Genomic DNA, 13,513 nt, shown 5'->3' with positions numbered 1-13,513 from the left:
AAGAGAATGAAACTAGAATGTAATGTTCAGGCCAAAGACAAATACTTTCTGATTAGGATAGGCGGTTTCCAGGTCGGTATACCCTACTTCCGGGTCCATAAACTTCAGTTTGCTGAAGGTGAGGAGGTTTTGTCCGGATACATAGCAACGAACGCTCTGCATTTTTGCGGCATTAGCGATGCGTGCTGGTAATGTATATCCAAGTACAGCTGTCTTCAGGCGGAGGTATCCTGTTTTCATCATCCAGAAATCGGAATTCTGGGTATTGTTGGCATAGGGCGACTGATTGGCGCGCGGGTAGCGGGCATCCTGTGTAGTCGGTGTCCAGTGGTCATTAAGATATTCGTAAGACGAATTGCTATTGTTATTGTTGAACGGAACTGTTTGGAAGCCGCGGATATTTAAACCTGCCAATGCAGCGCCCTGGAAGAACAGGCTAAGATCGAATCCTTTCCAGGAGGCGCCGGCAGTAAATCCGTAAGTGATAAATGGATATACCGGGTTGCCGGTTACCACTTCGTCATACGCATCAATTTTACCATCTGGCTTGCCATCCGGGCCACTGATATCGGCATAGCGGATATCGCCGGGATGCAGTACGCCAAATTGGGTAACATTGTACCCATCCTGGCTATCTATGATACCATCGTTATTTTTATCATCGGAGGTGCTAAACAATCCGAGTGAATGATAGCCAAACTGTGTGCCCATTGGCCGGCCGGTTCTTTTACGGTTGGGGTTATTAAAAGTGGCTGCTGTTTCAAACACCTGGATCATTTTGTTTTTGGCATAGCTGAAATTTCCGTTCAGGTTGAGTTGCAGGCCATTGGCGAAACGATGCTGGGTACCTGCAGATATTTCTATCCCACGGTTTTCCATGATGCCCTGGTTTTCATCAGATAAGCCCAGCCCATATTCTACGGGCACCGTAACGGCAGGAGGCAACAACATGCCTGTTCTTTTTTCATGGAAATAGTCGAGCTCCAGTGTGAGCCGCCCTTTCCAGAAGCTGGCATCTAATCCTACATCTGTTTTGGTGGATATTTCCCAGGTAATATTAGGGTTAGCTTCGGTGGTAATCCGGGATCCCTGCACCATTGTGCCGTTGCCGAAGGCGTAGGCGTTGCCATATAAGTTATAGCCATTCAAATACTGGAAAGCGGCGCCGGCGAGATTGCCAGATTTACCCCATGATCCGCGTAACTTCAGGTAATTGAGTATGGAACTACGGTCACGAAGAAAATTTTCTTCCGAGATGATCCAACCGGCTGAAAAGGCGGGAAAATATCCCCAGCGTTTGCCAGGTGCAAAGAAGTAATGTCCGTCATAACGTCCGGATGCCTCAAAGAGATATTTATGATCGTAGATATATCCAACGCGGTATACGAAACCCAATTGACTTCCACTCACAGAGGAGCCATTATTATCGAAATCATTTTTGTTGGAACTGCCCATGCTCAGTTCATCGGTGTTAATGGCAAAATTATTACGCCGGGCCGAGAAACCGGTAGAGTCGTTTCTACGGGCTTCTGCTACCAATAATCCGCTGAAATCATGTTTGCCGAAAGTATTATGATAATTCAGGTATCCCTGGTAGGTGAAGTATTGATTTTTAGCATATTCCTGGTTTAGCCACGTATAGGCGGCTGCATTTCCTTCAGAGGTAGAAATCTGTTTCGTATAGGTGTACGGGGTAGTAGCCGTATTTTGCGCGTAAAAATAAAAAGGGGTATGCCATCCTTTTATCGTAAACTCATTGGGATCGTAACTGAAAGTACCTTTGATACTAAGCCCTTTTATAAAAGGCAGTTGTTGCTCTACCGCGATGGTTGTTAACAGGGAGTTAGCATCCCGGTGGGAGTACCCGGCATTTAGGATACCCACCGGTGAATTACCGGCAAACTCGCCCCATAGCCCATTGCTATAGTAAAGATTGGTAATGGGTATCAGTTTGTAGGCACTGCGGAATAGCTGACCCGGCGTAGTAGCGGCATCCACGCTGTTGGTATTTTGTACGGCGCCTATGAGCGACAAGGTAACGTTGGTGGTAGCGGTGGCATTGATTTCCATATTAACGTTATAGTCATAGCGTTTATATTTTACAGGATCGAACATACCATTCTGTTGCAGGTAGCCCATACTGGCAAAGTATCGCATTACTTTGCTGCCTCCGCTAAGCTGCAGGTTATAGTTTTGTACGGGAGCCTGCATATGAACCAGGTCTTTCGTATTGCTGATGGGATATTTATCGGGATCTTTAGCATGGAGGTCGGCGTAGTTGTTGATAAGATCCTGGGCAAAAGGTTGTTGGGTACCATTTGGATTTTCGTTCAGGTATGCCTCATTACGCAGACGCATATAATCTTGCGCATTTAGCATTTTGGGGTAATAGGTAGGAGTTTGCCAGCCATAATAGCTGTTGAGGGAAAGCGTAGGCACGCCGGTTTGCCCTCTTTTGGTGGTGATCAGTATAACGCCATTGGCGCCGCCGAGGCCATAAGGAGCTACCGCTGCGGCATCTTTCAGCACGGTAACAGAAGCAATGGAGGTGGGAGCCACTTCATTGATATTGTTGCGGATAATGCCATCAACAACAATTAAGGGGGAGTTATTCCCTGTAGTAGCGATGCCCCGGATGTGGATATCAGGGTTGTCTTTGCCTGGCTGACCTCCATTAGGCCGCATGCTTACGCCGGAAATATTTCCTGCCAGGGAATTGGATATATTGGCCACCGGAGATTTAGCCAGTTCCTTTCCCTGCACTGCGGCTACCGCGGCCGTAGAAGAAGTTTTCTTCTGTGTGCCATAACCCACTACTACCACTTCATTCAGGCCGCTGGCGCTTTCTTTCAGGGTAATGGTGAGTGGTCCGTTATGGTTACCGCTGACTTCCTGCTGCTCGTAGCCAACATAGCTGAAAATAAGGACTGCACCAGGAGTGGCTGGTAATTCGAAATGGCCGCTTTCGTTGGTGACGGTGCCGATGGTAGTTCCTTTTACTTTTACGGATACGCCGATCAGGGGATCGCCTTTTTCATTCTTTACTGTACCTGTTATTTTGTCGGCATTTACTGTATTTGTCCTTATTACGATGGCATTATTGTTCAGCATTGTATAGCCCAGGTCGGTACCCTGGAGGGCTGTAGCCAATAGCTGTGGCACTGTAGCATTTTCCACATGTAAGGATACCGAAGTTTGATCTGGAAGCAGATCATCGTTGTAAATAAGACGGCAGCGGCTTTTTTCCTGGATAGTTTTCAATACCGTTTTGATACTGGCTTTTTCCAGGGAGATGGTTATTTTTTCCTGCGACCATGCCGTGGCATAACCCTGGGTGCAGGCCAGCACAAGAAGCGTGATGGCTACTTTTAGCAATAGCTTTGTTTTCATAACATGGAATTAATAAGTGGTTGATGTAATAAAACGGGCGTTATAATACGTTAGATCATTGTAGATTTAGTTAAACAGGTCATTTGTCTATCCATACTTCCCTGTTATGTACCTGGAAGGTAAAGGATCGGGATAACTGCAAGGCTTTCAATGTTTCTTCTATCGGTTCTGTGTCTATAATGCCGGAGAACTTTAACTGCATCAGCGATGGATGGGCGAAATGTATGGATACGCCATACCATTGTTCCATCTGCTGTGCAAGGGTTGCAAATGATTCGTTGTCAAATACGAGCTTGTTGTTGAGCCACAACAAGTCGGTTGCCTTTCCACTGCTGTCTTTTTGCGCGAAGGAGCGCACTATATTGGTACTGGCAGTAGCGGCTGGTACAATGATTTTTTCATTTGGCAGTAACTCCACCGCTTTCCCGGGTTGATGGGGGAAAGACACGGCTATTTTCCCGCTGATTAGGGTCGTCGAAATAATGCTATCAGTCGCGTACGCCTTTACATTAAAGGATGTGCCCAATACCGTAATATTCATACGGCTGGTATGAATAACAAATGGGTGGGCGGCATGTCCTGCCACTTCAAAGAACGCCTCCCCGGTCAGTGTTACTTCCCTGTTTTTTTTCCCGAACTGGCGGTCGTCGTATACTAACCGGCTATGATGGTTAAGACATACCTTGCTGCCGTCGGGTAATGTCAGGCTGAGTTTACCCGTGCCGGCTTCACTGATTTGTTGCCGTGGGGAGTAAACATACGGCATCATGATCTTCCAGGCAATCCAGCCTATGACCACGATGATTGCAGCAGCCGCAGCCAGCCTGCGCGGGGAACGCCAGGCGAAGGAATGACGCACCCGGATGTTGACACGATTCCATATACGTTGATGCACTACCGGATGAGCCGGCATTGCGTCAGTAGGCAATTCCCATATGGATGTGGCCAGCGTTTTCAGTACTGCTGCATCCGGATGCGCTGCGATCAGTGCATCCAACGCGGCCAGTTCTTCAGCGGTGATTTCGCCGCTGGCGTATTTGCCCAGTAAAATCCATATGATGTTGTCACTCATTTTTAAAAACTTTGTTATCAGCATCCGGCGCCGGAGTATAAGACAACAAAAAAAGCAGTATACCCCCAAAAGCACCTGGATTTTTTTTTAGAAAGGGTTGCCGACATGTTGTGCTTTTATCCTGAGTAGTTTTTTCAGGGCGATACCTACCTGGTTTTCTACTGTTTTTATAGATATGTCTAAAAGGGCGGCCACTTCGCGGTATTTTAAACCGTCTTCTTTTACCAGCTTAAATATCAGGCGACACTGTGGGGGTAGCTCATTGATGGCTATGTAAATCTGCTGCATGGCTTCATGGCCGATCAGCAGGTCTTCAGGGGTATCGCCTGCCGGCGGTGCTGGTAGTATAGTGTCATCCAGCTGCGATGTTTTATGTGGTGCGTATTTGCGGAGATAATTGAGTGCAATATTACGGGTTGTTGCATAGAGGTACCATTTCAGGTTTTGTACCTGGTCAAGGTGTTGTCTTTTTTGCCATACCTGGATGAACACATCTGCTACAACTTCTTCAGCCATTTCTCTTGTATGTATTATAGCCAGGGCCAGGTGGAACAGGGATGGGCTAAAGTGGTCATACAATTTTTTCAATGCAGGCGTATCACCGGTATGTATTCCATGTTGCCATTCGGAGATCTCATCGTGCATGAAAGTAAAAATACCCAAATTATGGGTAAATGCAAGTGAATAAATTAAGTGTCTTTAAGACATAATATGTATGGTTGCAGACTATTATCGATACAGTATTTATAATGAATAAAGATGTGCTGATAGCCATGCATATTTTAACAGCGCATTTGCTACCCGAATGCTGTATTGCTGCATTGGTGCTGTTGGGCCTCGTTGGGGTGTTTTTTTTCTGTGTATGGCTACCCAGGGTAAAATATCCCTGAAAATTTTATATATTAATCTTAACGGAGGAGGTAACCGAACTGACCTTTTAATAAAGTAATCGAGGCTATAGTGAACATGGAACCTTAAACCTTTGATCAAATATCACCCTATTATGATGCTAAAATTCCGCTTCACACTGTGTTTGTTTTTCATCACCACCCTTGTTATGGCCCAGGAGGTAACGGTACAGCACCTGCAATGCCAGTACCGGGATAACCCCATTGGCATCGATGCGCTGCATCCGGCGTTGAGCTGGCAGCTGGCGGGTAATGGCAGCAATATCAGTCAAACCGCTTACCGCGTACTGGTGGCAGATAAGCCGGAATTGCTCCGCAGAAATAAAGGGAATATCTGGGATTCGAAGAAGGTAAACAGCCACGAATCATTGCAGATCCGGTATGAAGGCAAAGCGTTGCGTGCCGCTACCACCTATTACTGGAAAGTAATGGTATGGGACGAACATGCAAAAGCTTCTGACTGGAGCGAGCCTGCGCAATGGTACACGGGCCTGTTGCAGGCGGGCGACTGGAAAAATGCGCAATGGATAGGCTATGAGCAAATGCCGGAACAGGAGCGCATTGTGCCGGCTATTACCGACGACAGCGATCCTAAATATCGACAACGAAAAGATATACTGCCCTTACTCAGAAAGGAATTTACCCTTCGTAAACCCCTGGAAAGGGCCACGGTGTTTATCTGTGGCCTGGGGCAGTTTGATCTCCATATTAATGGTAAAAAGGTAGGGGATCATTTTTTGGATCCGGGTTGGACAAAATATGATCAGCACGCGCTCTATGTTACCTTCGATGTTACTTCACAGCTGCAGCCGGGCGCCAATGCGCTGGGCGTAATGCTGGGGAATGGATTTTTTTATGTGCCGGGTGAAAGGTATCGTAAGCTGACCGGCGCCTTCGGCTATCCCCAGCTGCGGTGTAGGGTATTGTTGCAATACAAGGATGGGAGTGCAGACGATATAGTAAGCGATCCTTCATGGAAAGCGGCTCCGGGGCCTATTACTTTTTCCAGTATTTATGGCGGAGAAGATTACAATGCTACCCTGGAACAAACAGGCTGGGATCAGCCGGGGTTCAGCGATGCGTTGTGGCGGAATGCGGTAGTGGTGGCTGGCCCGCCGGTATTGAATGCCCAGGGAGCATTCCCGTTAAAGATATTCGATCGCTTTGAGCCGGTGAAAGTTACCCGGCTTGCGTCGGGCACCTGGCTGTATGACCTGGGCCAAAATGCATCCGGCATTCCTGCCATCTCTGTAAAGGGGAAAAAAGGGGCGGTGATAAAGATTATCCCTGCAGAACTGCTTAGCGAGGTAGGGCTGGCGGATCAACGGGCGGTAGGCGGACCGGTATACTTTAATTATACGTTGAAGGGAGAAGGTACAGAGTCGTGGCAGCCGCAATTTATGTACTATGGCTTCCGCTACCTCCAAATAGAAGGTGCCGTGCCGGAGGGCAAAGCCAATGTAGCAGATCTGCCTGTACTCACTGCCGTACATGGCTTACATACCCGTAACGCAGCGCCAACGATCGGGCAGTTCAGCTGTTCTAACGATTTGTTCAACAGAACATTTAAACTGATTGACTGGGCCATTCGCAGTAATACGGCCAGTGTTTTTACCGATTGCCCGCACCGGGAGAAGCTGGGTTGGCTGGAAGAGGCGCACCTGGTGGGCAGTTCCATTCGTTATAACTATGATATCGCCGCACTTTGCCGCAAAGTAGTACGGGACATGATACACGCACAAACGCCGGAGGGGTTGGTACCTGATATTGCGCCTGAGTATGTGCATTTCGATGAGGGATTCCGCGACTCGCCGGAATGGGGGAGTAATGCGGTGATTTTGCCTTATTATATCTATCAGTGGTATGGTGATCAGTCGGTGCTAACGGAGAGTTATGATATGATGACCCGTTACGTTGCCTACCTGGAGAAGAAGTCGGATCATCACCTGTTGAGTCACGGTTTGGGCGACTGGTACGATATCGGTCCGAAGTTTCCGGGGGAAGCGCAGCTAACGCCAAAGGCAGTAACGGCAACGGCTATGTACTATTATGACCTGAGTATCCTGGCCAGGGTGGCGGGTATTTTAGGTAAGCAGGACGACAGGCAGCATTACCTGGCATTGGGAGAAGCGGTGAAGGAGGCATACAACAAGGCCTTCTTTAACGATAGCACGCATCAATATGCGAGCGGAAGCCAGACCGCCAACGCCATGTCGGTATACATGCAGCTGGTGCCGCCGGAACATAAAGCAGCCGTGGTGGAAAATATAGTAGCAGATGTACGCCGGCATAACAACGGCATTACTGCGGGCGATATCGGTTATCGGTATTTATTGCGGGTATTGGATGATGAGGGACGTTCGGATATTATTTACGATATGAACAGCCGGTCGGACGTACCGGGCTATGGTTTGCAGCTGGCCAAGGGAGCTACGGCGTTAACAGAGTCGTGGCAGGGTTACCGTGATGCGTCCAATAATCATTTTATGCTGGGGCACCTGATGGAATGGTTTTACAGTGGGCTGGCGGGCATAAGGCCGGCGCCGGGTAGTATAGCATTTCACGATATTGTGATCCGTCCGGAGCCCGTGGGCGATGTTACGATGGCGAAGGCTAGTTATTCATCTCCCTATGGTACTATTGGCAGCAGCTGGACAAAAGAAAGTGATCATTTTTCGCTGGAAGTGGAGATTCCTGCCAATACACGGGCGACTATTTACCTGCCTGCCAGTTCTACTTCCGATATTACGGTAAATGGAAAAGTGGTGAATGTGGCTAGTGGGTATAAAGACGGGCGTTATGTGATGGAAACGGGTTCCGGTAAGTACCTATTCCAGGTAGTGGATACGCCCCCGGCGAATTCATCGGCGGGAACGTATGCCGGGATCATTCATTGATGTTGTTTACAGGAACAGGTCTTTTTGCAGTTTACCTCCGGGAACTACCGCATATTTATCAAAATTGGTGATGCCTGCCTGTTGCAATACCGCTTCATCGATCAGTGTTTGACCGGTGTAGGTAGCGGGTTGTTGCAGGATGTATTCCACAGCGTCGGCGAGGATGTCGGGGGTGCGGCTTCTGTTGATCAGCGCTTCTCCGCCGAGCAGGTTTTTTACCGCGGCCGTGGCGATAGTGGTAGCAGGCCAGAGCGCGTTGGAGGCTATCTGGTAGGGAGCTAATTCTGCTGCCCAGCCCATGGCCAGCATGCTCATGTTGTATTTGCTGATGGTATAGGCCACATGGGGGCCAAACCATCTTGGGTCGAGGTTTACGGGAGGGGAGAGGGTGAGCAGGTGTGGTTGTTTTCCTTTTTTCAGGTAGGGGATACAGTGTTGCGTTACCAGGAAGGTACCGCGCACATTGATATCATACATCAGGTCGAATCTTTTGGCGGGGGTTTGTTCGGTGTTGGTGAGCTGGATAGCGGAGGCGTTGTTGATCAGCACATCGATGCCCCCGAAGGTGGCGACAGCTTTTTCCACAGCCTGGGCGATCTGTGCTTCTTCGCGGATATCTACCTGTACGGCGAGGGCTTTACCGCCGGCGGCTTCCACTTCTTCAGCGGTGGAGTAGATGGTGCCCCCGAGCCGTGGATCTTCTTCTACGCTTTTGGCGGCGATGACGATATTGGCGCCTTTGCTGGCCAGTTGTAATGCAATGGCTTTGCCGATGCCCCGGCTGGCGCCTGTGATGAAGATAGTACGTTGTTGAAAAGACATAAAATAACCCTTACATTTTGCGGTGGAAAGAAAAGGAATTTACGAAATCTCTTCCGGTTCGCAAAAGAAGGGTTTAGTTTGTACACACAGCAGGGAAAAAAATAACCCTTACATTCCGCGATGAAAAAGGGGTCTGGTGGGATCTTTTCCAGGTCGCAGACGAAGGGTTATTTTGAGGGATCGAAAACCGCGAAGCCAAGACTAGCTTCGCACAAAACAACCATATCTGTACTGAAGCTTATGTCGGTGTCCTTCATTGGGCATTACGAACCGCAATATAGGAGCAGTCGAAATATGCCTCGAATTTCTTTATGAATTTATCGGTATCTCTCATACCGATGGCGTTAGCGATGATGTTAGGTTCTGCTTTGGTGTTGACAATCAGTTTGAACGCCTGGTACATTTTACATTGAAAGTGGAATTGTTCCGCGGAGATGAAGCAGGTAGCTTCAAAGGCGGCTTTCAGCTCTCTGGCATTAACATCCAGGATATACGCCATTTTAGCGCTGTTAAATTCTTCTCCTACATTTTCTTTCAGGAATTTAACCGCATGGGGTACTGCCTCCATTATTTCGGGGGCAAACTTCGGACTGGGTAAATGAGATACCTTGTCTTGGTTGGCGAAGTTAATGAACAGGTCGAGACAGCTGCGATACAGGAACTTATCTGCCAGCATTTCAATATACCGGCATCCACAGATCTGCTGAATAATTTCAAAGCAAACCTTGTTGATTTTATACGGGCGATCGTGCAGCGGTCCGCTACCTCCAGTGAGTTCTTTTTGTGTTAACTGCGCCAGTTCCGGGTGTTTAGTGGACAGCTTAGAAAACACATGCGGCAGTACGTTGATATGAAAGCTGAATAGGGTATCGCCTCTTTTCATGGGCGCCTCATGGAAGGCGGCATCCAGTTTAAAGAGGTTGACTTCCTTGCCGCTTAATTTATAGGGGCCGTTATCCGTTATTTCCGCCATCACATCGCTGCCAGCCATAAAGTGGAGGGCAATGACCGGTTTAGTGGTAACGGGTAACAGGGTGATGTTTTCCATGGCGAATACTTCGTGTGTCCATAGAGAGAAAGGTCCCAGTCGAACGGACTGACAAAGCATATCGAAGTCATAGTCGTGCGTATAAAACACGCTGGCTGCTGGAATAACTAAGTTTCTGTATTCTTCGGGAATTGTTTCAATCGGGGTATAGTCGGTATCATCTGTCTCAATCCGGAGTACTTTTCCGGGCCATCTAAGGTGGTTAGGAATTTTCATAAGTTTGAAATTTTTTAATTAGATGATTGGTCGAATGTTTGAAGCCACAGTTAACAAAAGGGTCGGAGGATAATAACAAACTGTCAGCGTCATTTTTTTTGAATTTTATGATTTATTTAAATTTCAAAAAAGTGTGTCTTTTAATGGTACACCTAAAACCCTATTTGTTTTCGAGATGTGCCGGACATATTTACATATATATTATACACTGCTTAAGAATTAGTTGTACTAATTCTTCCTGTTTCTTTTCTGCGGCTATCCTCATCTTGAACAAACTCACATAATAAATACACCGGTCAAATTCATAACGTACCATAGTTTTAAAATTTTTTTTGAGATTTTTGAAAAAAGGGGTCACCAATAGGAATATTAGTGACGATTCATAAGAATGACAAGGGGTGTAAACCAACCACCCACTTGTACCGCGTTGTTTACCCAAAGCTCAATTATTTGGAGGCCAGGTTGGCTGGCCGGCTTTCATTTTTTGAAGGGTTTCGGCGAAGGTTTTTTCATTAGGAGTTCCTTTGATCATATTTAATGCTTTTTCCTCCCATTTAATTGCTTCTTTCGATTGATTAGTTCTATGTAATAATTGTGCGTAGGTATCGTATGCTTCAGCAGAATTGTCCAGATTCTCTATTGCATATTTCATTACATCTCTGGCAAATTTTAGTACTTCTGGGTCAGATACATGTTCATATAGAACCCAAGTGACGTTGTTTAATGAGTAGCCGGTTGGATGGGTAAGAGCTCGTTTAAAATACAACACGTAATATTTGCCAAAATTCTTCCAGTCACTTGACTCAAAACCATAATATATCATCCGCCTTCCTAAAACATATTCTTCTCCCAAATTGCCATATTTGATACGCACTCTTTGTTGGATTTCGTCCCAATTGGGATTCGACCTATATATTGGAGCTATGTTTTCGGCATCAATTACTTTTTCAATCTTTCGTATTGCGCTATTTTTTCCTAACTTAGTATCCACTAATTCTGGTTTATCCCGGCAAATAATGAACCCTCTGTCCTTATCCGTCCTAGCTGTTTGAAGTAAGAAAATTAGATTTTCCTTTGAATAAGGATCTGCTAGTATATCGAAGTAATCATTTCCAATAATGCAAGCATTATTCTGATCTTTTTTACGTAGTGCCATTAAGACTAATCTTCTTAGAAGAGAGGAATCCCTTCCTCCATTTTTGTATTCTGCCAATAATTCTTCATATTTATTATCATTGTCGCTTGTGTCGATATTCATAACCACAGATAAACTAGAATCCGATGTAAATCCGCCTGATTGATTGACTAGTTTTTTATTAATATCTCTTATTTCGCTAACTGGAATTTTAATAATTGCTCTATCGTATGTAAGCAAGCCATTTTCCTCCCCTTCTACATCAAATGGTTGGGTATAGATAGAAGCACTTAATCCTACTCTTTCCAGATCCCTAAGTTTCTCCATCATATGTGTATATCTCTTTTTTAACTCGCCGGGATTCACTTGTACATATCCCCATCCCTGTATATCATTCCATTCATGATTGGGAACTGATACGCCGACGCCACCAAATTCGCCAAGAACTCTTGCTTGGTTAGGCTGTGCTACTGGAATTCTCGGATTTGGGTAAGAATGAACATCCGCAATATCACTATGTATCCATGGCGTTTCTGAAGGTTCTCGTAATTCGTCATTTACGAATAATAGTTCTCCAGAATGAGCATTTAAGATTCGGCTAGTATCGTATTTTTTAACCCAGTCAGTTAATCTTTGTTGATCATATGCCCCCCATCGTTCATTGAAAAGTACCCAGGTGACAATTGATGGATGGTTATGTAATTGATCCATAGTTTCTCGTATCTCTTTTTCAAAAATGGCTCGTGAGCCATCGGGGAGGTTATATGGTGGATTTACAAAGTCTTGCCAGACGAGAACGCCAATTTTGTCCGCATAATAGTACCATCGTTCAGGCTCGATCTTAATATGTTTTCTAATTGTGTTGAATCCAAGCGACTTTATAGCTTTTATATCGAAGGAAAGCGCATCATCGGTTGGCGCGGTGTATAATCCATCCGGCCAGAATCCCTGATCTAAAACGCCTAAATTATAAGTATACTTATTGTTAAGGAAAATTCGATCCATCCCTTTGTCATCCTTCTGAATATTAATTTTACGCATGCCAAAGTAGCTCTTTACCAAGTCCAATGGACTACCATTTGCTGTAAGTTGTACGGAAAGATCATATAAGAAAGGATCGTCTGGAGACCATAATCTAGCGTTGGGGATATTAATAGTCGTATTTCCCTGATTCTTGATTATTGGGACGGCTACAGTATTAATAATTTTATCATTTGATAATACTTTGATCTCTAGTTTACAGTTTTTTGCATCTCCTTGGGTGACGATGTCTAGATGGAGTGATTTCTGGTCTATATCCGGGGTAGCTTTTAGATAAGTAATATGAGTAGATGAAACTGTTTCCATCCATACAGTTTGCCAGATTCCGCTTGAAGGTGTATAATATATATTCTGTGGATGCAATGCTTGTTTCCCATGCGGATTGGGTCCTTGGTCGGTTGGATCATATACTTTAACAAGAATTTCATTGTTACCAGGTAATAAAAAATCTGTTATATCAAAGCCGAAACTTTGATACCCCCCACTATGCTGCCCAACTTTTTTCCCATTTATAAAGACACTTGCTAGCCAATCGACAGCGCCAAAATTGAGCAAAATTCTATTTTCATTATTTACAACTGGGCAAGGAATAATCTTTCGGTACCACAGCCTTTTGTCTGGATCAAGTTGTTTTTGTACACCGGAAAGGGCCGACTCAATAGGAAAAGGAACTAGGATCGTGCCTTCAAATGAATTTGGCATTTCGACTGAAGAGTCAGTAATACAGTAGTCCCAAGGTCCATTTAGATTTATCCAGCTATTTCGCTGTAGTTGAGGACGTGGATATTCTTTTAATACATTCATTGGGCTTACATCCTTTGCCCAACGAGTTGCCATGCGAATTGGCTTTGTTTGATAATTTACTGTTATTATATTATTGTCAATATTTTTTTTTATTTGTGCCAAACAAGGTGTTAACGATAATGTTGAAAGCGCAAATAGACTGAGTTTCAGTTTCATTAGTTATTGTTAAGTGATGATTGA

Annotated in this window: 7 protein-coding genes; 1 reads left to right on the top strand and 6 read right to left on the bottom strand. The window is 45.5% G+C overall.

The window, feature by feature from the left end:
- Positions 1-12 precede the first annotated feature (12 nt).
- From HGH91_RS22625 to HGH91_RS22615, 3 genes are all read right to left on the bottom strand, one after another.
- A complete protein-coding gene (locus HGH91_RS22625) occupies positions 13-3,390 on the bottom strand; it encodes a SusC/RagA family TonB-linked outer membrane protein (RefSeq protein ID WP_168741077.1) in 3,378 nt (1,125 codons plus the stop codon).
- Positions 3,391-3,469: 79 nt separating this feature from the next.
- Positions 3,470-4,462, bottom strand: coding sequence for a FecR family protein (locus HGH91_RS22620; protein ID WP_168741076.1), 993 nt, complete (start codon positions 4,460-4,462; stop codon positions 3,470-3,472).
- An 87-nt stretch (positions 4,463-4,549) separates the two neighbouring features.
- Positions 4,550-5,107 (bottom strand): RNA polymerase sigma factor, encoded by a 558-nt coding sequence (locus HGH91_RS22615; protein WP_168741075.1) that lies wholly within the window; start codon positions 5,105-5,107, stop codon positions 4,550-4,552.
- Positions 5,108-5,465: 358 nt separating this feature from the next.
- Between HGH91_RS22615 and HGH91_RS22610 the strand changes: the two genes are divergently transcribed.
- Positions 5,466-8,267 carry a glycoside hydrolase family 78 protein gene (locus tag HGH91_RS22610; RefSeq protein WP_247651817.1) on the top strand — a complete coding sequence of 934 codons (2,802 nt, stop codon included), beginning with the start codon at positions 5,466-5,468 and terminating at the stop codon, positions 8,265-8,267.
- A gap of 6 nt (positions 8,268-8,273) precedes the next feature.
- Here the strand turns inward: HGH91_RS22610 and HGH91_RS22605 are convergent, their stop codons facing one another.
- From HGH91_RS22605 to HGH91_RS22595, 3 genes are all read right to left on the bottom strand, one after another.
- On the bottom strand, positions 8,274-9,089 hold the full coding sequence (locus HGH91_RS22605) for an SDR family oxidoreductase (protein ID WP_168741074.1): 816 nt from the start codon (positions 9,087-9,089) through the stop codon (positions 8,274-8,276).
- Between the two features lie 253 nt (positions 9,090-9,342).
- On the bottom strand, positions 9,343-10,353 hold the full coding sequence (locus HGH91_RS22600; RefSeq protein WP_168741073.1) for a hypothetical protein: 1,011 nt from the start codon (positions 10,351-10,353) through the stop codon (positions 9,343-9,345).
- A gap of 442 nt (positions 10,354-10,795) precedes the next feature.
- Positions 10,796-13,489 (bottom strand): glycoside hydrolase family 2 protein, encoded by a 2,694-nt coding sequence (locus tag HGH91_RS22595; RefSeq protein ID WP_168741072.1) that lies wholly within the window; start codon positions 13,487-13,489, stop codon positions 10,796-10,798.
- Positions 13,490-13,513 lie beyond the last annotated feature (24 nt).

The organism is Chitinophaga eiseniae (assembly GCF_012641265.1).
Lineage (GTDB): Bacteria > Bacteroidota > Bacteroidia > Chitinophagales > Chitinophagaceae > Chitinophaga > Chitinophaga eiseniae_A.
This window is presented reverse-complemented; position numbering and strand designations above follow the sequence as displayed.